Source organism: Pseudomonadota bacterium (genome assembly GCA_039815145.1).
In the GTDB taxonomy this organism is placed as follows: Bacteria; Pseudomonadota; Gammaproteobacteria; order Steroidobacterales; family JBCBZW01; genus JBCBZW01.
This window is the reverse complement of record JBCBZW010000078.1, coordinates 1-23,421: the sequence shown is the minus strand read 5'-3', so window position 1 is coordinate 23,421 and position 23,421 is coordinate 1. Positions and strand designations below refer to the sequence as shown.

Genomic DNA, 23,421 nt, shown 5'->3' with positions numbered 1-23,421 from the left:
CCTGATCTGCGACGGCGCCGGGCTGACCATCGCCGCTAGCTGACTATCCTGCTTAGTCCCACCAAAGATAGAGCGAGTTAGCGCGGCGCATCTCCTTCGCGAGGGCGGCCACATCGCCGGTACCCTGGTCCACAAGGTCTGGGCAAAACTCGTCGACTTCCTGCGCGAAGGCAAGCCAGTCTTCCGGCGGTTGGGTGAACGTTGCGTCCAGCCAGTCCCGGCCGGCGCCGGTCAGCCTGAAGCCGTAGCGTTCGTCCCACTCGCGATAGCGTTCGAGCACGGTCTCATGGGTGAGGTCGTAGTTGATGCCGTTGGTGCGCACCAGCGCCAAGTAGTCATAGGGGTCACCGCCTTTGAGGATCGCGATGGTATCCGGGCCGTTACCGAACTCTACGTTGTGGAGGTAGGCTGTGTAGTCTGAGCCTTCCAGGAGCTTGCGGATGCGCCGCAGGGTCGCGCGGCCCTTGGCGGGTTTCGTGGTGACCGTCAGACCGGCTGCCGGATACGCTTCCCAATCGGCGGATTCACCTTGGAGCTGCTCGAAGGACTGACCCTTTGCTCTGATACTCGCCATGAGTTCAGCATCGAACTGTAGCGTCTCGACCAGCGATCGTTCCGCTTCGGTGAGTTCCGCAGTGCCGTCACCGCAGGCCGCGGGCAGCAGGGACGCGAGTAGTACAAGAAGGCGCAAGAGGGTCTCCAAGGATCAGCAGTGCCTAGCGAGAGCCGTTGATTCTGTATCACCCATCCGCCTTCTTTCGTCGATTCATGAGGAACGAAAACAGTCCGATGACGAAACCCGCGAGGCCGCCGATGAGGGCACGCCCCGACACCCGCCCCCAGTCAATACCGCTGGTGGCGGGGGCGTCGACCGCGGCCTGCTCCTCCGCATTCAGTGGGTTCGCAGCGATGATGTCGCGGGCCCACTCGACGGTCTTCTCCCGGGTCCATGCAAGGTCCGACTTCGCGCCGTACGCGTAGAGAAACAGCACCTTGTCCTTTACATGAAGGAACAGGGTGGTGGCCGCCAGCGTGTCGGTGCCCACGTCCTCGCCGTTCAGGGCCGCCCCCACGGTCATGTAGATGGAATGGGCCATCATTTCGTCCGTGTCGAGGTGGGTGGGCAGGGGCACCACGCTGCCCACTTCCATCTCGATGTCAGCCGAGAACGCCTCGCTCACGGTCTTGTCGCCGGCCGCTGCCAGCTCCGGGAGCTGCACGAGCGTGTTCGCGTAGAGTTCCTCGATCTGCGTTCGCACGGTCTCGCGCAGCTCGGCGAAGCCGGCCCGGGAGACAGAGGCGGTGCTGATGCCCGTCTCGGTTTCCACGTTGACGTAGCGATCGAGTTCGTAGGACTCATCTCCCGCTGCCAGCGCTTCCCCCGCCTCCGTGGTGACGAAGGTGGCGAAGCGGATGTTGCCTGGGCCGACGTAGGCGCCGATGGTCGTGTAGTAGGGCTCCATGCTCGGCAGGAGCGCCGTGAACCCCTCGGGTGCTGGGATCGTAATGATGCGGTCGCCGAGGGTGATGTCCCGGTCGGTGGCCGCTGCTGTCGCGCACATGCCTATCGCCAGTCCTAGGGTCAGCAGCCAGTTCGAGATCTTCACACGGTCACCGGAGGTCTTTGGTTCAGGCAGAGCTTATCCGCTCCGGGGGCTGATGTCGCTGCTACCAGAGAAGTCGATGTTGGTCAGGGCAGGGAGGGTTTCAGCGCAAGAGATGCTGGTCTGGATGGCGAGCGCTCGGCGGTCAGCTGCCAAAGATGGGGCGGAGGAACTGGCGTTCGTAGCGGATGATGCAGCCAGTCTCCTCGGCGTATGCGAAGGCGGCCTGGCACTCCGGATCTGACTCGGACTTCGTGCGGTAGTCCTCGTAGGCGGCGAGGGAGGGGAAGGTGAACATGGCCACGGCCAGGTCGTTGGCGCTTTCCTTGGGGAGGAAGTAGCCGTGGTGGGTGCCGCCGAAGCGTTCGACGAGGGGGATCCAGAGGCGGGCGTAGTGTTCGAACTCGGCGAGCCTCGAGGGGTCGATGGTGTAGCGGAGGTAGCAGGTGATCATGGTCTGTGGCTCCATGCCGCTCGTGCGAAGAAAGCGCCAGGCGCGCGTTGGGTGGCGGGGCCGTGATCCTCGTGGAAGCGGTGGCGCAGGAAGTACGTGAGATCCGGCAGCGGGGAGAAGAGCCGCTGAAGGCCATCGGGCTCATCGAGAAACAGCTCGACGTCGACATCCACCAAGCGCCACCACCGAGCCGTAGCGGGGACGCCAAACTCCTCGGCCTGGACGTCTGAGATGGCGGCGACTGGTGCGTCTTTGATGATCTCCCGATAGTCGATCGTGTCTGCCGCATGCGATGGCGCGGTGATCGCGATGCCGAGCACTGTCGCGACGACGACGGACTGCAAGCGGATATTCAGGGTCGGATGATGCACTACACGCCTCCTCCGTATCCGTAAAGGCGTTGCCACCTCACTATTGAACACCATCACTTCCCAATGCCATCTTAAGCGATGGGGCGCAGGCGAAGCTCAGCAGCGCCTATCTCGAGAAATCCCCGACCCTCAGGGCCCTGCGCTAGCTGCGTCCGCGCCGTCTGCCCGAGGTTGGGCAAAAAGATCAGCCCTTCCGGCTTCCCTCTGAGAGACACCTAACTCCGGAGGAGCCCTATGTTCGCCCAAACGCCCACCACCCGGTTGCGGGCCGCTGTCCTGCTCGTGGCGGCCGTGCTGCTGCCCCTCGCGGCACCGGCCCAACAAACAGAAGTAGCCGACGCTCTACGCTTCGAAACCTCGGACCAGCCCATCTTCATCGACCAGCAGGACAACACCACCATCACCCTGCTGGACATAATCGACCAGACAGCCGGCCCCACCCAGGAGGGGGCCATCATCAACATCGACCAGGAAGTCCCCGTGGAGGTGCTCCAGGAAGCCTGGCAGGAGGCCATCGACACCTGCACGGCCCAGAGCTACACGGTCAATACCCCCGCTAACTGCACCAACGCGACCGTGCGACCGAATCAGTCCGCCTGCGAGACCGGCCGTGCTCGGGGCAGCGTCACCGTCACCTGTTGCGCCTTGGGTGGTAATGATCCACCGGGCTGCAACGGGTTCCTCGATTTCCCCGTGAGCGAGTCCGTCTCCTACGACATCGACATTGGCGTCGGCATCGGTCCGCGCCCCACGGAAGGGGTCGATCAACCCTTCGATGTGGGTCTGCTGGTGAGCTACGAAGCGGAAGTCCGCGCTGGCGTGGAACTCGAGGTGGCCACCAACGACGGCGGCCTGCTCAACGTGGACTACCGCACCACCGGCCGCGTGGCCAGCGATCGCGATGCGGCGCAGGCGGGCGAGGTGGTCACCCTCAGCGCCTGGCACACGCCGGACCCGGCCTCCAACATGGACTCGCGCTACCCGGCCATGGCGGGCCAGCTGCGCTACTTCGCCAAAGTGAAGACGCTCCTCGACCTGGAGTGGGCGAACATGGACGCGACCACGGGCGAGCAAGTGTACGGCTCGAACCGTCTCATCGATATCGACACCGGCGACCTCAACGCGGACTGGATCGACGAGGACGACCGCCTCATCGGCGAGATCATCGGTCTGCGCGTCGGCCTCGCCGACGGCTTCGAACTGCGCGTCCTGGACGAGGTGCCCTACGCACCAGAGGGCTTGCCGGGCCTGGCCTGGGGCATCGATCCGCCGCCGCCGGGCGCGAACATCGGCGTCAACATCACCAACCCCTTCACCTGCCCGGACCTGCCGGTGCTGGAGGACAACGTCTGCGGCTTCCCCAATCCGCCTCTGTTCACCGATGTGATCGAACTCAACTTCCGCGTGCCGCAGCTGAACACGCCGGTGCCCGAGGACTTCAACGGCGGCGTCGTGGACCTCCTCGATCTGACGCCAGCACCCGTTCTGATCAACGAGCTCGGTGCTGATGGCTCGCTCACCAACACCGCCCCAAGCAAGTTCCGCGAAGCGCTCAACTTCAACCCGGACGAGGGCATCGCTCTGGAGGACTTTGTCGGCGACGACACCACCCTCGACGGCGACTACGCCCGCTTCGAACTGGACCTCGATGGTCTCATCACCACCGCCTTCGGCCCGGCCGGTGGTGCGTCCAGCCCGTTCTCCAAGGAACTCGATCTGCCAGGCGATCTCCTGAGCCTCGAGGCGAACTCCCTCGACAGTGACCTGGTGCTGTGGCTCGGCTACGACCAGACCCTGCGCTTCGAGCCGAATCTCGAGGTCGATCTGCAATTCGATCGTCCGGTGCTGGTGCGCGCGTCGGCGGACGATCCCTGGATGGAAGTGACGGCGTGGACGCTGGACGCGGCCAGCAACGGTCCAGGTCTCAATGGAACGGTGCAGGTTCAACAGCCGGAAGGCGGCTTCACGGTCACCCCGCGCTACACCGTGCGTAACAACAGCTTCGATAATCAGACGATCCCGATCACCTCCTTCGGCTGGCAGAATGCCTATCTAACGCTGAGTGCCGCGGGCTTCCTGATCGACAGCCTGGGCGTGGCGGGCATCGACTTCGATCTGGACTTCGCGGCCTTCCGCACCAGTCTGATGGCGGAGCCCTTCGAGGGCGATGTGATGGGCGGTGGACCGAGGGCCTTGGCGGGATTCGAAGACGTGCCCGGCACGCCCCTCACCGTGCTGGGGGAAGTCGCCCAGGACAGTGATGGCGACGGCCTCGTCGATACCGACGATAACTGCACCCTTATGGCCAACGCTGACCAGCGCGATACGGACGGCGACGGCTTCGGCAACGTCTGTGACGGCGACTTCGATCAGGACTGCCGCGTCACCGTTCCCGACGTACGCAGCGCCCTGGCGGCGCGCGGCACGCCGGATCCCGATCGTGACCTCGACGGCAATGGCGTGGTGACCTTCGCCGATGTGCTCGCGGTGGTCGGCATGTTGCGCGACGCACCGGGCCCGAGCGGTGTACCGAACGGCTGTCCGTGAGCACGACTGCCGCTGTGGCGGGAGGGGCGCTGCCTCCTCCCGCCGACGGGCATCGCCGTCTGGTGCTCGCGGGGCTGCTGGTCGCGGTGGCGACCCGCCGCCATAATGCGGCCATGGCCGCGAGCGACGTGACGCAATTGCTTCAGGAATGGCGCGCCGGCGACAAGGCGGCCCTGGAGACGTTGACGCCTCTGGTGCACGACGAACTGAAGCGTCTTGCGGCGCGGCAGTTTCGGGGCGAGCGCGCCAACCACACCCTGCAACCTACGGCGTTGGTGAATGAGGCGTATCTGCGGCTGGTCGACGCCTCCATCGACTGGCAGGATCGGGCGCACTTCTTCGCTTTGGCCGCCAGAATGATGCGCCGGATCCTCGCCACCCACGCCGAGGCGCGCAGCGCTCAGAAACGCGGTGGCGGCCAGCCGGCCGTCACCCTCAACGAAGAACTCGTGCCATCACCTTCCAGTGACGTACGTCTGCTGGATCTCGATGCCGCCATATCGCGCCTCGCTGCCCTGGATCCGCGACAAGGGGAGCTTATCGAGCTGAACGTCTTCGCCGGGCTTACCTTTGCCGAGATGGCGAAGGTGACGGGCCTCTCCACCAGTACGATCGATCGGGAGTTGCGCTTTGCCAAGGTGTGGCTGAAGCGCGAGCTCAGTCGCTGATGCCATGAGCGATGAGGCGGAAATCGCACGCCTGAAACGCCTCAAGACCTTGTTCGCAGGCGCGGTCGCTGTGCCCGTCGAAGACCGCGCACGCTACCTGGACGAGGCCTGTGACGGTGACTCGGCACTGCGTGCGGAACTGGAGTCTCTTCTTGTTCATGAGCATGGGGCTGACGAGGCCATCGACGAGGTGGTGGCGGACGCGGCAGCCACCCTCGCAGCGGAGACGATCAGCGGTCGACAGTTGGGGCCCTACCGCGTCCTGCGCGAGCTCGGCCACGGCGGCATGGGCACCGTGTGGCTCGCGGTGCGCGCGGACGGGCGGTACGAGAAGCAGGTGGCGATCAAGCTCGTTCGCGAGTTGCCCGGCCGTCAGGTTCTCGAGCGTTTCGAGGCCGAGCGCCGCATCCTCGCCACCCTCGACCATCCCAACATAGCGCGTCTACTCGATGCGGGCACCACGGAGGATGGCACGCCGTACGTGGTGATGGAGTACGTGGAGGGGCTGCCCGTAGACCGCTATTGCCGCGAACGCGGCCTGGATATGCGCGCCGTCCTCACCCTGTTCCTGCAGATCTGCTCGGCGCTGGAGCACGCCCACCGACATCTGATCGTCCACCGCGACATCAAGCCGGGCAACATCTTGGTCGATGACGACAACAGCCCGAAGCTGCTCGATTTCGGGATCGCCAAGCTGCTGGAGCCCTCGCCCGCGACAGGACCGGCCGTGGAGACGGTCTCTGCCATGCGCCTGCTCACCCCTGAGTACGCGAGTCCGGAGCAGGTGCGTGGTGAGCCGATCACAACCGCTTCTGACGTCTACTCCTTAGGGGTCTTGCTGTATCGGCTGCTCACCCAGCGTTCCCCCTACGAGAACGTGGGCGAGAGGCCGCAGGATCTCGAACGTGCCATCTGCCTCGACGAGCCCGCTCGCATGGCAGGCACCATCGAGAACGACCTCGAGAACGTCGTGCGCATGGCACTGCGCAAGGAGCCCCGGCGCCGGTACGCCTCCGTCGCCCATCTCTCCTCCGACGTGAAGCGATACCTGGAAGGCAGGGCCGTTAGTGCCCAGCCCGCCACGCTTGCCTATCGAACCCGTAAATTCATCTCTCGCCACCGCCTTGCCCTCACCGTGGCCAGCGCCGTGCTGATCACGGTCGGCGCCACCGTGAGCGCCTACACCTATCGCCTCGCCGAGCAGCGCGATATCGCTGCGCGCGAACGTGACATCGCCCAACGTGAGCGTGAAGCTGCTGAGGAGGTGACCGGATTTCTGGTGGGCTCCTTCGAACTGGCCGACCCCGACAAGGCCCGAGGTCGGACGATCACGGCTGAGGAGGTGTTGCACGCCGGTGCTGAGCGAATCCGCCAGGACCTGGCCGACCGTCCTGAGCTACGCGCAAGGCTGCTCTTCACGATAGGCGATGTTTACGAGGGAATGGGGTTGTACGAGGAGGCGGGCGCACTGGTGAGCGAGTCAGTCGCCCTCAGTCGCGAACTGCTGGGTGGCGATCACGTCGATTTGACGGACAAGCTGAATCTCCTCGCCAAGCTGCACTTCCGCACCGGCGACTACGAAGCGGCAAGGGAGATCATGCTGCGCGTGGTGAGCATCCAGGAGCAGGCGCTGGGCCCGCGCCACCGCAGGGTTGGTCAGCTGCTGAACAACCTGGCGATTCTCGACAAGAGCCTTGGCGATTTCGAGGGCGCCCGTGACCGTTACTTGCGAGCGTACGACATTCTAAGGGATGCCGTGGCTCCGGACGATCCGAGTCTGGGCAAACTCCTCGGTAACCTGGCCGTGGTGTACAAGCGGTTGGGGAACTACGAGGAGGCCCTGGCGCTCTACGAACGCTCCGTGGTGGCAAAGGAGTCGGCCCTGGGGCCCGACCATCCCATCCTGATTACGACGCTGAACAACTTCGGCAACCTCTTAGGCGATATGGCGCAGTACGACCGAGCCCAGGAAGTGATGGGGCGCGCCCTCACGCTGGCGCGGACCGCGTTGGGCGAAGGGCACCCAGAGACGGGGTTCATTACGCACAACGTTGGGATTCTGTACTGCCAGATGGAGAATCTCGAGGATTGCGAGGCGATGTTTGCACGCGCACTCGAGATCATGGAGGCCTCCCATGGGCCGGGCAGTCATCTGGTCGCCGGGCTGTTACACGACTACGGCGAGTTGCGGCGCACGCAAGGGCGGTTAGAGGAGTCCGAAGCGTTCTACCTTCGCGCCCTGGCCCTGCGCGACACGGCGCTTGGGGCGGACCACCCGGAGACCCGCCTGGTACGGGATAGCTACGTGGATCTGCTGCGGTTTATGGGGCGGGACCGTGAGGCGGACGCCGTAGGGCTGCCGGCGGTGCAAGCAGGTGAGCGGGCCGGATCATAGCGCCACGGTTGTTCTTCCCACCAACCCGGTCGCCTGGTGTCGCCGCCCACGATCAACTGCCTCGAAGAGCTCCGCTCACATCAGCCGAATGAAACGCGATGAGTTGCTCGATAGGGAACGGCTTGCCGATGCCGTAGCCCTGCACGGAGTCGATCCCCACCTCGGCCAGTAGCGCCTTCGTGGCCTCGTCCTCAACGAATTCGGCAGTCGTTTTCAGGTTGAGGATCTGGGCGACGCTGTGAATCGATTTCACCATCGCCAAATCCACTTCGTCGTGCGCGATATCCCGGATGAACACGCCATCGATCTTGAGGATGTCGACGGGCAGGTGCTTGAGGTAACCGAACGAGGACAAGCCGGAGCCGAAGTCATCGAGGGCGAAGTGGCAGCCGTGGCGTTTGAGTCGCTCGATCAACTCCCGAGCGAGATCCAGCTTTGAGATCGACGCTGTTTCCGTGATTTCGAAGCAGAACTTCCCACCCGGAATGGCGGACTGCTCGAACTTCGCTGCAAGGTAGTCATGGAACGTAGCGTCACCGATCGAGTGCCCGGACAGGTTGATCGATACTTGGCCGACGCTGTCGCACAGCGCCTGGTTGTCCTCGAGCACTCGGAACACCTCATCCACCACCCAGCGATCGATGCTGGACACCAACTGGTAGCGTTCCGCGGCGGGGAGGAACGCGCCTGGCGGCAGATCACCGGCCTGCGGGTCTCGCATGCGGATCAGTACTTCGTGATGGAGGTCTTGCGGCGAGGTCAGCGATTCGATTCGCTGCACGTATAGCCTGAAGCCGTCGTTCTCCAATGCGTCGTGGATGCGGGTTATCCACCGCATCTCCCCGTGGCGTTTCGCGAGCTCTTCGTTGTCTTCCTGATAGACGTGGACCCTGTTCCTGCCCAAGTCCTTCGCAGCGTAGCAGGCGGCATCGGCGTTTCTGAGCAACTCTTGCAGGTTTGCAACGGTGTTGTCGAACTCCACGACACCGATGCTGAAGCCAATCTTGAAGCTCTTCTCTTCGTGAAAGAAGCGGAACTCTTGGATCGCCTTGATCAGGCTCTGCGTTACCCGCAGGGCATTCCTCAGCTCGCTGTTGTCCAGAATGATCGCGAACTCATCGCCTCCCAATCGCGCCACCGTATCGGTCTTGCGCGTCGTCTTGTTGAGCAGCTGAGCGACCTGCCGCAACAGCTCGTCTCCAGCAGCGTGGCCGCACGAGTCATTGACCACCTTGAAGTGATCGAGGTCGATAAAGCACAGGCAGTGAGAACGCGCACGGGGTGAGGTTCGCTCCGATAGAAGTAGCGTGGCCTGACGCTCGAATTCTCGGCGGTTGTGCAGGCCGGTCAGCGGGTCATGGCTGGCTTCATAGTTGAGCTGCGCTGTCAGTTCGTACTCGTGGGTGACGTCTTCGTGTACCCCAACGAGGTGACAGATCTCGTCGCTCTCGTCCAACACCGAAGAGATGGAGCATCGGTCCCAATACAGCGAGCCATCCTTGCGCCTGCATTGCAGTTCTCCCTTCCACTCCCCGGACTCCCAGATGCTTTCGCGGATTCTCTCCTCGCTGATGTTCACCAGGCGTCTGATGTCGGCGATGCTTCGGTCGATCACCTCTTCGTAGGAGTAGCCCGTGATCTCCAGGTACTTCGGGTTGACGAACTCGATGCGTCCGTCGGGTTCCTGGATCACGATGGCGCTCGATGAATTCGAGATGGCCCGAGAGAAAACCTGCAGCTTCTCCTCCATGATTTTGAGGTTTGTGGCGTCGCTCAGGGTCTCGATGACGCCGTAGATGTCGCCGTCGTCATCGTAGATGGCGGTGGCTTCGAAGATCAGGAACTTCTTGCCGGCAGGGGTGTGGCACCAGTTGCGTGCCACCAGGCCTCGCCTTCGACTCGAGGCCCGCTGCACGTGATCGTAGAGATCTGATTTCTGCGCCCAGTCCTGGTCCAGCACCATATCGGCGAGGCAGGGGCGTGCTGATTCGTAGAACCCGCGCCAATGTTCACCGGTGTTGAGCACTTGAGACGACTTGATTCCCGTCATCACCTCGCACGCGTCGTTCCAGAAGATCACCTTCCTGTCTGTGCTAATGACGAACGTGGCGGCCCCAATACTGTTGAGCCACTCCAGGTGATTGTCTGCTTCGCTCCCCTGCATGCACGGCGCCTTGTTCTGGTGCTGTCTCTACGACTGCAGCAATTCGGGTATCGGCTGGCGGGCGATGGGATTTAGGGGTTCCTGCACATAATCCAATTCGCTGGCGTTGGATGGGGAAGTGGATCACATAGATTAGCGAGGAAGCTAAGTTGCGAATGGTAAAATAAGGCCGAGGCGGTCGCTCACTTCCCTACAGGTGCTTGACCATGAAAACGTTGAAATCCGTAGCTGTGTACTCGCCAAAGGAAGCGCACCACGTAAATCCATTGCGTAGGTAGAAGCCATGAGCGGCTTCGAAGGCCTCGCCAGTGCCCGTCTCGAGGTAGAGCGCTCGATAGCCACGACGCTGGGCTTCATCGGTCATCGTATCGAGTACTCGCTGGGCGACCCCGCGGCGCAGATACTGGGGCCGCGTTCTCATCGACTTCACCTCGCCGGCGTCCGGGCGAAGCTGTTTGAGGGCGCCGCAACCGCATAGGGCGCCCTCGAGCCAGGCCGTCCAGAAGGTGATGTTGGGCGTGCGTAGAGCGTTGATGGCGAGGGCGTTGACGTGACCCGGTGGGGAGTTGCCCTGCATCCCTTGCAGGTGTTCGGCGATGAGTTGTTGGACGTCGGCTGACGTCAGGTCGTCCTCGCGCACGCGAAGGTTCAGCGCCTCCTGCAATGTGCCACCCTCAGCCGAAGATGCCCGAGATGGCGCTTGAGATACCCTCGACCACAGCGCTGAGGCCGTCGACCAGTGCTTGCACGACGCCCGAGATCACCTCCACGAGTGAGTCGCTCGCCGGTGCGACAGGCACCCCGATCGCCACCAGCGCCACCGCCACGGCGGCGAGGGCGATGAAGTTCATCCCCAACACCACGATGAATACGACGGCGCCGATGATCGTCATCGCACATGTCGCGTTCAGCAGGCGTCGAGCGACGGATCGCGGTGGGTTTCTGGGGGTCTTCGATTGATCTTGCGGCATATGGTGCCTCTCCTTCGGTCGTCGCTCACCCACCTTGGATGCGGGACGCCGCCGGTAGGTTAGCGTGCCAACGTAATCTCATGGGTCGTAGGCGCCGATTTCCACTCGCATGCCGTCGGCGTCGCGAAAAAAGATGGCGCTCCCATCGTCGAAGGCTTGAATGGCTGGAACCTCAAAGCCGCCGTCCACCATCCACTGCGCCACCCGTTCGATCTCTTCGCGGTTCTGCGCCGTGAAGCCCAGGTGATTCAGGCCCGGGGCATAACGATGGTAGCCACGTTCGGGCTCTTTCGCGGGCCGGAAGTCGAGGTGAAATCCATCGCCGTTCCTGAACACGTGAGCGCGCAGCTTCTCGAATCCGATGGCCGGTAGCAGGCGATCGTAGAAGCCGATGCCGTGCTCCAGATCCGACAGCAGCACCACCATGTGATCAAGTGTCATGCCTGTGCCCTTTCGAGTCGTGTGAGAGCAGGGTAGCGCGTGCCTGGCCCTACGGGCCCGATGGCGGTCCGACTACTTGCGATTCAACAACCCTAGCCAGAACGCGATCTCGAAGCCCGCACCCACCACCAGCAGGGTTATCGCCCCGGTAGCGGACCCCGCCACGTAGAGCACCATCGCCACGAGCAAGCACAGGAGCGGCCAGAGTGTTCTCATCATCATCATCGAGCTCCCGTCTGAACCACGGTCCGCCGTGGTGAGGCGGTTCGACCGAGCGCCGGTCGAACCGCTTGAGCGCCTAGCGCCGCGCGTCGCCGCCGGCGAACACCTGGTCCACCGGCACCACGGTTAGATCGCCTTCCTCAAAGCCAAGGGGCATCACCGAGATCACCGCATCCTCCGCGGCCAACTCCGGCTTCGGCGAGTTGTACTCGATCGGTGACGGCAGATCCCCCGCCAGACGCGCCTTGAGGTCGGCCGCATCCTTGGTGATGAACACGTACTTGAGGTTATCGATTTGCAGGTGCTCATCGATCACCCGGTTCACATCGGCCAGCGTGAGCTTAGCGAGACCCTCACGCACGTAGGTGACGAAGTCATCGGTCTCGTAGTACTGGCTGTCGACGCCGTAGCCGAGCTGGCGCGACTGAGTCTTCACCAGCAAGCTCACGAACTTCTGCAGGTAGTTGCGCGTGGCCTCGAAGTCCTCTTCGTTCATGCCGAGCTCGAGCAGCTGCGAAAGCTCGTGCATGGCCACACGGGTGGCGAAGTGCGCATCGTTGTTGTTGCGCAGGGGGCGTAGCCATACCTGGAACAGCTGGGAGCGCCGGCCGAGGTTGGCGTCCGGGTGGAACTGGTACATGCCGCGGGGGAAGTACTCGATGTAGGCGTAGTCCCCGTAGTTCATGCCGCGGGTCTCGCGGATGCGGTTGTAGAGGTGGCTGTTGGAGCTGCGGTGCTCGCCGAGCCAGGAGCGCACCAGCCACAGGGCCACCCAGTCGTCGTCGCCGCGCACGAGGTTGATGGGCGCGCCGAAGGACACGGCCACGGCGGGCGTCTCCTTCTCGATGATCACCGCCTGGTGACCGTCGATGGCCGGAATCTCCGGCAAGGCGGCGAGCGGCTCAGCAGTGGCGCGCGGGAGGCCATCGGCGAGGGTCTTGCTGAGGTGGGTGACCAGCGTCTCGTCGTATCCGCCGGCTAGGCCGAGCGTTAGGTTCTCCAGGGTGAAGTGCGCGGCGTAGAACGCCTTCACATCTTCCAGGGTGGTCGCTTCAAGATCGGCCACGAGGCCGAGGGTGGGGGCGCCGTAGGGGTGGGCGTCGCCGTACACGTAGCGGTACAGCATCTCCTTGCCGAGTTCCTCGTCGTTGTTGCCGATGAGGTCGGTCTTGAGCGCGTTCACGGTCTGGGTGCGGATGCGTTCGAAGTCGCTCTCGCGCCAGCCGGGGTGTGTGACCTGCTCGATGACGATGTCGAGCCACGCCTCCAGGTTGTCCTTATGCACGCTGCCCGAGAGGCGCACCATCTCCTTGTCCACCTGGGCGTTGAAGCTGGCGGCCATGGGGAACAGGGCATCGTTGATCTCGGTGATCGTGCGCGAGGCGGAGCCGGCGTCGGTGAGCATCTGCGCGGTGAGGTTGGCGATGCCCTTGTGGCCCTGCGAATCGCTGGCGGCGCCAGTGCTGAAGACGAGGGATACGTCGACCAGCGGCGAGCTGGCCGAGGGTAGTTGCACCAGGTTGATCTCGGCGCTGGCGGCTGCGGCTACCTCGTCGATGGAGGGGATGGGGCCTAGGTGCGCCATGGCCTCATCGTTGGAGAGGGTCACCTGCACCATGGCGGCGTCGGTGAAGTAGGCGTCGGCCTGGGCGCGCAGTTCCTCGGGCGTGAGCGCGTCGTAGCTGCGGTACAGGCGGTTGATGGTCTCCGGCGTGCGTTCGAAGTGCACGTAGTTGGCGAGGATCTCGGCGATGGAGTCCGAGTTGTCCATCTGCGCGACGAAGCTGTACTTGAGGCGGGACTTGGTGGCCTCGAGCTTCTCGGCGGGGATCAGCTCCGTACGCGCGCGGGCCAGGGTGTCGAGCAGTGCCTTACGGACCTCTTCGGCGGCCTCGGGCTTGGCCAGGCGAGCGCCGATGAGCAGCAGGTTGGGGTCCTTGCGGTCCGGGAAGTAGCCGAACAGCTGATCGACGAGTTGCTTCTCGAGCACCAGCTCGCGGTAAACGTCCGAGGAGTCGCTCAGGTAGATCTGCTGGATCACGCCGAGTGACGGCATGGCGGACGCGTCGGCGTCGAAGGCTGGGCCGCGGAAACCGATGGCGAGCCAGGGTTGGGTCGGTGCCTGCCACTCCACGTGCGCGACCCGGGTGCCGGACGGGGCCGGCTCGGCGGGCACGGGCACGTCGTAGTCGCCGCGCTCCCAGGCGCCCCAGTACTTCTCGACGAGGGCCAAGGTCGGCTCCACCTCGAGGTCGCCGACCAGGATGATCGTGGTCTTTTCGGGACGGTACCAACGATCGAAGAACACCCGCGAGTACTCGAGCTGGTCCGGCATGATCTCGATGTCACGCAGGAAGCCCATGGTGGTGTGCTTGTAGGTGTGCACGTCGAAGGCGAGGTCGCGGATGCGCTCGTAGAGGCCCTGCACGGGGTTGGAGAAGTTCTTCAGGTACTCGCCCTTCACGGCCAGGGCTTCCGTGCGGAACTGCTCCTCCGTGTAGAGGAGGTTAGCGAAGCGATCGGCCTCGATCTCCAGCACCTTCTCGAGGTCTGCCTTGGTGAAGGTGATGTGGTAGTTGGTGTAGTCGTCGGTGGTGTAGGCGTTCTGGTCGGCGCCGGCGTTCTTGAGGATGGCGCCGTAGGCCTCGGCGCTGAACGTCTCCGTGCCGCGGAACATCATGTGTTCGAAGAAGTGGGCGAAGCCGGACTTGCCTTCCTCCACCTCGTTGCGTGAGCCGGTCTGCACGGGAATCTGCAGCGAGACGATGTCGGGGTAGTCCGTGGGCACCACTATCACGCGCAGACCGTTCGGCAGATCGCGCATGGTGTAGGGCAAGTCGAACACCCGGTTCTCGCTGGCCGTGTCCTGCGCGCTCGCCAATGGAACGCTGAGCAACAGGGCAACGCTGAGCGTCAGCAGCGCGCCTAGGCGTGCGGGGCGTAGGGGGAGCGGGGTAGGCATGACGATCTCCTTCGCGTCCGGCCGTCGGTGGTTACAGGCGTCGTCGCCCGGCCGAGGCTTCGGGGGGTGTTCGGGTGCGCCCCGGCGGTTGCGGGGGCCGCGTCTGCGGCTAGGCGTCGCGAGGCGCCGCCGGCGATTGTAATCAATTTCGCGCCTGGATCTGATGCCCGAGGGGGCGCTTAGGTCGCCGTTACCGCCGTTTGACGCCGATTTGGCTTTGCCAGGCAAAATCAACAGGGGCACCTCCACTCCCCCTCCGAGAATATCTCCGACCTCTCGCCCCTGCTTCGCCGCTTCCCATGATGAGACCAACACATACCGCCGGGAACAACGGCAGAAGGATCTTGTTATGACAACTTACGCGCGATATCTGGCCATCCTCATGCTCACGATGGCGCTCGGTGCTTGCGGGGGCGGCGATGGAGGGGGTGGCGGCGATGCGCCTACCCAGCCACCCACGGGCGACGCGGGCGACGCGGGCGACACGGGCGACACGGGCGACACGGGCGACACGGGCGACACGGGCGACACGGGCGACACGGGCGGCGGCGGAGACACCCCCGGGGATGACGACGACAGCAGCGACGGCAACGCCGATCAGGGGCAGGCCCCGGACGTCTTCTTCAACAGCCTGAAGGCCTGGGGTGACTTCGCGCCCAAGTCCCTGGACGAGGCGGGTGAGGGTGTCGAGATCGTCGACGTGGACGAGGCCGCCAACCTCGAGGAGGTCGTAGATCCAAACAACAACCTCAAGGTGTGCACCACCGAGAAGGTGGACTTCTACAGCACGCCCGAGGAATACGTGATGTTCTCACCACCCACCAACGTGCTCTACCCGGGTGCCCTGGTGGTAGGCGAATCCTTGCGCGACGGCGCTACGGCGGGCGACATCCTGCCCATCAACGTCGCCCAGCGCACGCCCGTGACCGTGACCATCGCGGCTTGCAACATCCCGAACAACTTCCGTGAGGTGCAACCGACCCTGGCCGCCGTGAATAGCGCGGTTGCCGACATCATCTCTGAAGCTGAGCGCCTCGACGCCGATTGCATCAACGCTCAGGGCAATTTGCGGGTCGAGACCTATCGCAACGAACGCCAGCGGGCCCTGCGGGCGGGCTTCTCGGGCCGCTACTTCGGTTTCTCTGGCAGTGCGTCCGGGAGTTTCAGTCAGGAGAGCACGGAGAATTCCGTTGCCGCTGTCTTCCGCGAAACACTCTATACCGTCGATATCTCTGCGCCGCAGACGCCGGCGGGCTGGTTCAGCGAAGCGTTCACTGCCGACCTTCTGCAGGAGCAGGTCGACATCGGCACCATGGGCGAGGACAACGTGCCCGCCTACGTCGCCCGCGTCACCTATGGACGTATCCTAACCTCGACGATGACTTCCAACTACAGCGAGGAGGAGATGCGTGCCGCCTTCGAGTTCAAGTACAACTTCCCGGGCGGTGAGGTGAGTGGTGATGCAGCGGCGCGCTCGCAGACCGTGCGTGAGGAGTCGCGCCTGACCCTGTCCTACCTTGGCGGGTCTGCGGAAGCCACCGCGGCCATGCTTCAGTCCAACGACTGGACGCAGTACTTCGGCGTGCCCGTGACCGCGGCGGACGCCGTACCGATCTCCTTCGAGCTGCGCAGCGTAAGCGACAATGTGCCGGCGGTGGTGCAGGAGCTGACCTCCTACAATCGCACTACCTGCCTCGACAAGCTTGGTGGCGACGCGACCTTCGCCTTCTCCAACAAGCTGAGTTTCGATCCGCAATTCAGCGCCGCCGGCCAGCAGGTGCTAGTCGGTGACCTGGACGGTCGCAACGGCGAGGACATCGTCTGGGCGGCCACCGGCACGTCGGCGCGCGGTGAGGTGGCTGTGGCCTTCGCTAACGGTGACGGTACCTTCGAGCCCCTGGTGCTGGGCGAGCACGAGGCAGTGAACGGCGAGCTGGGGAACTTCACGGTTCAGCTGCAAGATGTGGATGCGGACGGCAGGCTGGACATCGTGTTCAGTCTCCTCGGTAACGGTCGCAACACCGTCTTCGTTGCGTTCGTCAAGGGGGATGATGGACGAGAGTTCGTCTACTCGGCGCCGCAACTGCTCTCCACCGCTGGCGGGTGGGAGAACTACGCGGCCTACGCCGGCCAGATGGACGCGCAGCGCGGCACGGACCTCGTGTTCAACAACGTGCCCAACAGCGACAGCATCAACCGCACCTACACCGCCACCGCGGTCGACACCACGGCGCCAGGCTTCGATCTGCGAACGGATCCGTTGTTCGAACTCCAGCCTTTCGTGGACATCGGCCAGAACTTCTCGAACTACGATTTCACCTACGTCGCCGACTTCAACGGCGACGGCTACGACGACATCGCCTGGCAGATCCTCTCGGCCACGGACAACCGCCGTTGGTTCGCGATGGGGTCGTCCACCGGCCTCGTCGGCGTGCGTTTTCAGGACCTGGTAGGCAACTGGAGTCGCTTCACCGGGCTCGTGGGAGATGCGACGGGCGATGGGCGGGCCGACATCGTCGAGCCACGTACCCTAGGTACTTGGGATTCCCTGTCTATCTTCATCGGCGAAGGGGCTGGAGTGTCGGCGGGGGGCGCCGCCACGGTGCTGGATCCACACACCTTCAAGTTTCGCAACCGCAACCCGGAAGATGTGGCGATTCGCGATCTGTTCGGACCGCTGGCAAGCGGTCAGGCGAGCGGTGGCTTGGCCGAGTGGGCGCCGGACGTGTACCTCGCCGACGTCGACGGCAACGGCGCCGATGATCTGCTGATCAACGATAAGGGTTACGGCAACAGCCTGAGTAACTCGATAGGTGTGGGTCTAGCCATCGCCGGCGGATCGGAGTTCACCTTCACGCGCGTATCTCAGGTGCTGGCGCCGGCCGAGGACTGGTCCCAGTACACGCTACGGGTTGGGGACGTGAACGGGGATGGTCGCGACGACGTGCTGTGGCTCTCCAACGCGGTGACCAATAGCGTGTACGTGGGTCTTGCGCGCGGCGAGTAACGGCGCTCCTGGGGGGGCTGGCTGCAGTGTCAGCCAGTCTCCTCAACTCATGGCGCGACGCAGCCAAGCCTTGGCGAACTTCAGCTCGTCCACGAGCACCGTGCGGGACAGGCCTAGCTCTGCGGCCGTGTCCTCATATGAGAGGCCACCGAAGTAGATGAGCTCAACCGCCTGCACCAGCGTCGGATCTTTCTCCCCCAGGCGAGTGAGGGCGTCATCGAGTTCCAGCACGTCGAGGCTCTGGCCGCCGTCGCTTTGCGCAGAGGTCTTCAGCGTCAGCCGCTGCATCTCGCCGCCGCGTTTCTGGCGGGATTTGCTGCGCGCGTGGTCCACCAGGGCGCGTCGCATGATGCGTGCTGCGAGGGAGAAGAAGTGCTGGCGATCATTGACGCTGGCGTTGCCGGCGAGCAAGGACAGGAAGGCCTCGTTCACCAGGGCGGTAGCTTGCAGCGAATGGCCCTCGGCCTCCCCCCGCATGAGTCGTCCGGCAATGCGCCGCAGTTCGTCGTAGACGATGGGCGAGAGGGCCTCGAAGGCGGCCGCGTCGCCTCCTTGCCAACTCGCCAGCAAGCGGGTGATGTCCGGTGTATCGTCCACGAGTCAGTCGCGCTCACGCTGGCGGACACGCCGCCTGAATGAACATTAGAACAGGCGAGTGAGCGCTCAGCCAGGACCTACAACATGCAGATATCGCAATGGTCGACCCTGAAAGCGTATTTCCGCGAACTCAGTGAGCTGCCACCCCTGCGTCAGCAGGCGCGTTTGGCGGCGATTGCTCGGGAGGAGCCGGCACTGGCCACGGAGCTCTCGGAGCTGCTTCGTGCCGAAGACCCGCAGGACGAATCGATCACCGGTGGCGTTCAGTCCCTGCTCGGCGAGTTCGCCGACGCCCACGTGGCGGGCCGACTCGGTGCGCTGGTGGGCAGCTATCGCATCACCGAGCACCTTGCCCACGGCGGTATGGGGGATGTGTTCCTGGGGGAGCGTGCGGACGGCACCTTCGAGCAGCGCGTGGCGATCAAACTAATGCGAGCGGGCTTTCGCAGCGAGGAGGATCTACGCCGCTTCGACGCCGAGCGGCGCCTGCTGGCACGCCTCGACTCCCCCGGCATCGCCCGGGTGCTCGACGGTGGCAGCATGGGCGACGGTACGCCCTACCTGGTGATGGAGTACGTCGATGGCGTGCCTATCGACACCTACTGCACGGAGCAGGCACTTTCCCTGCGCGCACGGATCAGCCTGTTCCGTGAGGTATGCAGCGCTGTGGAGTTCGCCCACCGCAACCTCGTGGTGCATCGCGACCTCAAGCCCTCCAATATCTTGGTGACGCGCGAGGGCCAAGCAAAGCTCCTCGACTTCGGCATCGCCAAGCCGATCGACGATGGGGCCGGCGATGCCACCGAGGCATCGGCGCGCGCCATGACGCCGGATTTCGCCAGCCCCGAACAGGTGTTGGGGCAGCCCATCACCACGAGCAGTGACGTGTACTCCTTAGGTGTGCTGCTCTATCTGCTTACCACAGGCCTTCGGCCCTATTCGACGGCTGGCCTTCGCGCCAGCGAGCGCGAAACCATGATCTGCGAGGCCGATCCCCAGCGGCCCAGCGTCCGCCGCCGCAGTCCGCAGGACGGTCACCCAGAACCGGTAAGCCTCCGCGGCGATGTCGACGCTATCGTGATAAAGGCCCTGCGCAAGCAGCCCGGGGAGCGATACAGCTCGGTGCAGGCCCTATCCGATGATCTGCTGCGCTATCTGGATGGTGCCCCCGTTGCGGCGCGCGACCGGCGTTGGGCCTATGTCCTGCAGAAGTTCCTTCGCCGTCATGCGCTGGCGGTGAGCGGCGGGCTGCTCGGCACGCTGGGGCTCGCCGGCGCGATCGCCTACCACACGCACACGGTGACTCTCGAGCGAGACCGGGCCCAGCTCGAAGCGCGCAGGGCGCAGAGCGTCGCCAACTTCATGACCGAGATCTTCGCCGCTCCCAACCCCGAACAGAGGGGCGTCAACGTCTCTGCGCGCGCGGTGGTGGATGCGGGGGCCGAGCGCCTCGAACGCACGCTGGCGGACCAACCGGACATCCGAGCGGCGTTGCTGACCTCGCTCGGCGAGGTCTATGAATCACTGGGTGAGCCAGATGCCGCCCTGGCCCGGCACACGGAGGCCCGAGAGCTATATGAATCGTTAGGAGATCGTCGTGGCGTGGCTCGAGCCCTTGCCGGTCTAGGCGCCGCGTACGGGGAGAAGCGTGAGTTCGACTCGGCGATCGAGCACTACCTTGAAGCCGTCGCGCTCGAGGAACAGCTGAGTCCGGCCGGTAGCCTTGATCTGGCGCATTACTTCAGTAGCTTAGGCGATGTGTATAAGCGTCAAGGCGACTTCCCCAGCGCCGAGGCTTATCTGCGAGCAGCCCTCGAGCGCTACAGGCAGCTCGGCGAGCAAAGCAGCGAGGCGTACGGTGTCACCCTGATGGGGCTAGGGTCTACCAGGCAGCTGTTGGGTGACTACGCCGAGGCGGAGCAGCTACTGCGCGAGGCGGTGAAGATCATCGAAGCGCGAGTGGCACCAACCAACGCGAAGTACTCCCTGACACTCTTCAATCTTGCTTCAGCGTTAGTGGATCAGCGCAAGTACGCCGAGGCGGAGCAGCTCTATCTGGAGGTGCTGGAGCTCGAGCCCAAGGCTTACGGCCCCGATCACCCGGCCCTCGACAACGCCATGGTGCAGCTCGGCAGTCTCTACCGCGAGACGGGGCAGCTGGAGGAGGCGGAGCGGTACCTGCAGCGGGCGGTCGCCCACTCTGCGCGCACCCGCGGTCGGCGCACCTTCGATACGGGCTACAACCTGCATCAGCTCAGCGTGCTGCAGCATAAGCGGGGAGATCTCTCCGCGGCGCAGTCGGGGTTCGCCGAGGTGGTCGACATTTACGCCGAGGTGCTCGGGGAGGACAGTCCGTACCTCGCATCGGTCTCGGTGGCTTACGCGCGCCTGCTGACCGATGCGGGCAAACCCGACGCGGCCCTCGCGCGGGCGCAGGCCGCCCTGCGCGCGGGGCAGGCGTCCCTGCCAGAGGGGCACTGGTTGATTGCCCAAGCCGGCGCCGTGGTGGGGATCGCGCAGCGTGACCTAGGGGCTGCAGATGTTGCTCAGGCGTCGCTTGCCGAGTCCTTTGCGCAGCTCAGCGAGGTGCGGCCGGGTGACGCCGGGACGATTGCTGCTGGGGAAGCTCTCGCCGAGCTGTACGCGCAGGCAGCCCGCTACGATGAGGCGGCGAGGGTGCGCGAGGCGATCACCGCGCAGCGCAAGGCGGCGGCCACCGAGTAGGAGCGCTGCTTGGTGTGCCCCGTCCCCGGGTGCGAATATGGACGCCCGTTAGATGACGAAGACTGATTGCGCATGGAGGCATTGTTGTTGGTTTTTGGGGGAGTGGTCTATGCGGCCCTCGCCCCATTCGTCTTAATGGTTGTCGATTTCTTTGCTGGGCTTATTGCCCTATTAGTAGATGTCATCGGTTTTAAACGCCAGGGCGCGGAGCGTATAGGGCGAAGTCGCCTCGCGCGCTCGGTGGCCATTGTCCTCGCCGCGCTCGCCGTGCTGTTGTTGGCGCTGCTCTGGATCGTCAACAGTTTCTTCTTTGAGAGTGCCGTGCGCCATGTCTTCGGTGTCCTGGAGCAGCGCAGCGGCGTCACGGCGGACTGCGAGGGAATAGACGGCTCGCTCTTCTCCGGCAAGCTTGCCCTGCGGGACTGTCAGTTCGCTCGCGCGACCCACCCCATCTCGACCTTCGATCTGAGCGTCGAGGAAGTGACTGTCGACTTGCGTATGACATCGTTTCTCACCACCGCCACGTTCGAGACCGCGGCCGTGACGGGGCTCACCGGCTGGGTGGTCAAGGCGCCAGCGCCGGCAGAAGACGACGGTGCGGGTGAGGCGCAGATCGAGAAGCCGCGACGGGACTTCGTGATCCATCAGCTTGCCCTGTTCGATGCGGACGTCGCCGTGTCCGGCACCAACGGCGACGGCAACGCCTACACGCTGGCGGTACGCGTGGATACGTTGTCCAGTGCTCCCCTGCGTTCGCGCATGGCGCTATTCGACATCCTGTTCCGCTCCAACGGCTCCGGCCATATCGCCAATGCGCCGTTCAGTCTTGCGAGCAGGAAAACCCCGGGGGAGGGGCGTGAGACGCAATGGCGTGCCACTGGCTTGCCGGTGGCCAGCCTGGGTGCTGCCAGTGGCGGGATCTTGTCCTGGTTCAGCAGCGGCGTGGTGGATGTGTACGTGGATGACCAATGGGCGCTGAGCGGTGGCGCGGACATCGACATGGACTGGCGCCTGGACTTTCATCGGTTGGAGGTGGCCATCCCGCAGGACACGGGTCCTCTGACGCAGCTCGTGTCGGACCCCTTCGTGCGCTATGTCAACGGCTTCGATGGCGAGTTCCCCCTCGAATTCAGCATGCGCTTGAACGACCGGCAGTTCGAGTACAAGGCGTCCCTGCAAGCCGCTGGGCTGTGGGGCGCCCTCGGTGAATCTGTCAACGCCGTGGTGCGCGAGCTCAGTCTCGTTCCAACCGATGCGGACGCCACGGGCAATGCGCTGAAGGAAGGGGCGATGTCCGTGTTGGAGCGCCTGCGAAGAGGCGGCAAGGATGAAAAGCCCCAGTGAACTGGGCGGCGTTTGCTCCGAGATCTCGCAGGCCCGATGAAGCGGTTGGCGGCATCTGACCAAGCCCCTCCCGCGCTGCCGCAATTTGACTGAGCGGCCCCGGTCGGGTACCAACGGCGATTCTTGCGTGCCGTGCGTAGGGGGAACGCCGGCGCTGGGAGCGCGGTCCTAGAGGGGACGGCGCTGGGTGCTGGTCAGCGCAAGGCAATCATAAGAATCACACTTCAGGAGGGCCTGTGAGCAGCGCCACCACCACTGACGTCGCGGGCGTCGCCCCATACGACGAGAGCGACACCCTGTTCGGCCATCCCAAGGGCCTCTACGTGTGCTTCGCCACCGAGCTCTGGGAACGCTTCTCCTTCTACGGGATGAAGTACCTCCTGCTCCTGTACCTCACCAAGTACCACCTGTTCAGCGACGGCGCGGGCCTCGACGTCCTCGGCGCCTATGCGGGTCTCGTGTACGCCCTGCCCGTCATCGGGGGCCTCCTGGCCGACCGCTACCTCGGCATGCGCAAGGCGGTGGTCTTCGGCGGCATCCTCCTGTCGCTCGGGCACTTGCTGATGGCGGTGGAGGGCCACCAAGCCGTGTTCTACGCGGCGGGGACCATCCTCCAGGACGCGCTCACCCTCGCCGATGGCACCGTCCTCGCGGCAGGCACCACGCTGGCCGAAGACATCACCATCCGCGACACCGGCGCGCTGAAGGTCTTCTACATGGCCCTCGCCCTGATCGTGGCGGGCGTCGGCTTCTTGAAGCCGAACATCTCCACCATCGTCGGCAAGCTCTACGCGCAGGGCGACTCGCGTCGCGACGCGGGCTTCACCATCTTCTACATGGGCATCAACATCGGCTCCTTCACCGCCACCCTGCTCTGCGGCTGGCTCGGTGAGGCCTTCGGCTGGAAGTACGGCTTCGGCGCCGCGGGCATCGGCATGGTGCTGGGCCTG

At 64.3% G+C, this 23,421-nt stretch carries 18 protein-coding genes; 7 read left to right on the top strand and 11 right to left on the bottom strand.

Annotated elements, in window-relative coordinates:
- Positions 1-52: 52 nt before the first annotated feature.
- The 4 genes from AAF184_17140 to AAF184_17125 form a co-directional block, all read right to left on the bottom strand.
- Complete coding sequence (locus AAF184_17140; GenBank protein MEO0424066.1) at positions 53-691, bottom strand: DUF4253 domain-containing protein; 639 nt, start codon at positions 689-691, stop codon at positions 53-55.
- 49 nt (positions 692-740) lie between these two features.
- The gene (locus tag AAF184_17135) at positions 741-1,607 is read right to left on the bottom strand and encodes a hypothetical protein (GenBank protein ID MEO0424065.1); all 867 of its coding nucleotides are present in this window, start codon (positions 1,605-1,607) and stop codon (positions 741-743) included.
- Between the two features lie 142 nt (positions 1,608-1,749).
- Entirely contained in the window at positions 1,750-2,058 is a 309-nt protein-coding gene (locus AAF184_17130) for an NIPSNAP family protein (protein MEO0424064.1), read from the bottom strand.
- Positions 2,055-2,429, bottom strand: coding sequence for a hypothetical protein (locus AAF184_17125; GenBank protein MEO0424063.1), 375 nt, complete (start codon positions 2,427-2,429; stop codon positions 2,055-2,057). The genes AAF184_17130 and AAF184_17125 overlap by 4 nt, the downstream gene beginning before the upstream one ends.
- A 234-nt stretch (positions 2,430-2,663) precedes the next feature.
- Here AAF184_17125 and AAF184_17120 point away from each other — a divergent pair, with 234 nt between their 5' ends.
- The 3 genes from AAF184_17120 to AAF184_17110 are packed head-to-tail and all read left to right on the top strand — an operon-like array spanning position 2,664 to position 8,039.
- The gene (locus AAF184_17120; GenBank protein MEO0424062.1) at positions 2,664-4,976 is read left to right on the top strand and encodes a hypothetical protein; all 2,313 of its coding nucleotides are present in this window, start codon (positions 2,664-2,666) and stop codon (positions 4,974-4,976) included.
- Positions 4,973-5,644, top strand: a complete 672-nt coding sequence (locus AAF184_17115) for a sigma-70 family RNA polymerase sigma factor (protein MEO0424061.1) — start codon at positions 4,973-4,975, stop codon at positions 5,642-5,644. The genes AAF184_17120 and AAF184_17115 overlap by 4 nt, the downstream gene beginning before the upstream one ends.
- Before the next feature lie 4 nt (positions 5,645-5,648).
- On the top strand, positions 5,649-8,039 hold the full coding sequence (locus AAF184_17110; protein MEO0424060.1) for a serine/threonine-protein kinase: 2,391 nt from the start codon (positions 5,649-5,651) through the stop codon (positions 8,037-8,039).
- A gap of 52 nt (positions 8,040-8,091) precedes the next feature.
- Here the strand turns inward: AAF184_17110 and AAF184_17105 are convergent, their stop codons facing one another.
- The 6 genes from AAF184_17105 to AAF184_17080 all read right to left on the bottom strand — a co-directional run bounded on the left by AAF184_17105 (position 8,092) and on the right by AAF184_17080 (position 14,799).
- Complete coding sequence (locus tag AAF184_17105; protein MEO0424059.1) at positions 8,092-10,203, bottom strand: EAL domain-containing protein; 2,112 nt, start codon at positions 10,201-10,203, stop codon at positions 8,092-8,094.
- A gap of 190 nt (positions 10,204-10,393) precedes the next feature.
- Positions 10,394-10,867, bottom strand: a complete 474-nt coding sequence (locus AAF184_17100; GenBank protein MEO0424058.1) for a GNAT family N-acetyltransferase — start codon at positions 10,865-10,867, stop codon at positions 10,394-10,396.
- A gap of 10 nt (positions 10,868-10,877) precedes the next feature.
- On the bottom strand, positions 10,878-11,096 hold the full coding sequence (locus AAF184_17095) for a hypothetical protein (protein ID MEO0424057.1): 219 nt from the start codon (positions 11,094-11,096) through the stop codon (positions 10,878-10,880).
- 156 nt (positions 11,097-11,252) lie between these two features.
- A complete protein-coding gene (locus tag AAF184_17090; GenBank protein ID MEO0424056.1) occupies positions 11,253-11,615 on the bottom strand; it encodes a VOC family protein in 363 nt (120 codons plus the stop codon).
- Between the two features lie 72 nt (positions 11,616-11,687).
- Positions 11,688-11,837, bottom strand: a complete 150-nt coding sequence (locus AAF184_17085; GenBank protein MEO0424055.1) for a hypothetical protein — start codon at positions 11,835-11,837, stop codon at positions 11,688-11,690.
- A gap of 76 nt (positions 11,838-11,913) precedes the next feature.
- Complete coding sequence (locus tag AAF184_17080; protein ID MEO0424054.1) at positions 11,914-14,799, bottom strand: pitrilysin family protein; 2,886 nt, start codon at positions 14,797-14,799, stop codon at positions 11,914-11,916.
- A gap of 349 nt (positions 14,800-15,148) precedes the next feature.
- Between AAF184_17080 and AAF184_17075 the strand changes: the two genes are divergently transcribed.
- The gene (locus AAF184_17075; GenBank protein MEO0424053.1) at positions 15,149-17,806 is read left to right on the top strand and encodes a thiol-activated cytolysin family protein; all 2,658 of its coding nucleotides are present in this window, start codon (positions 15,149-15,151) and stop codon (positions 17,804-17,806) included.
- 42 nt (positions 17,807-17,848) lie between these two features.
- Here the strand turns inward: AAF184_17075 and AAF184_17070 are convergent, their stop codons facing one another.
- The gene (locus AAF184_17070) at positions 17,849-18,403 is read right to left on the bottom strand and encodes a sigma-70 family RNA polymerase sigma factor (GenBank protein ID MEO0424052.1); all 555 of its coding nucleotides are present in this window, start codon (positions 18,401-18,403) and stop codon (positions 17,849-17,851) included.
- 84 nt (positions 18,404-18,487) lie between these two features.
- Here AAF184_17070 and AAF184_17065 point away from each other — a divergent pair, with 84 nt between their 5' ends.
- The 3 genes from AAF184_17065 to AAF184_17055 all read left to right on the top strand — a co-directional run.
- Positions 18,488-21,127: a serine/threonine-protein kinase gene (locus AAF184_17065; protein MEO0424051.1), complete on the top strand. Its 2,640-nt coding sequence runs from the start codon at positions 18,488-18,490 to the stop codon at positions 21,125-21,127.
- Between the two features lie 240 nt (positions 21,128-21,367).
- A complete protein-coding gene (locus tag AAF184_17060; protein MEO0424050.1) occupies positions 21,368-22,471 on the top strand; it encodes a hypothetical protein in 1,104 nt (367 codons plus the stop codon).
- A gap of 296 nt (positions 22,472-22,767) precedes the next feature.
- Positions 22,768-23,421 (top strand): MFS transporter (locus AAF184_17055; GenBank protein ID MEO0424049.1); only part of this gene is annotated, 654 nt, incomplete at its 3' end.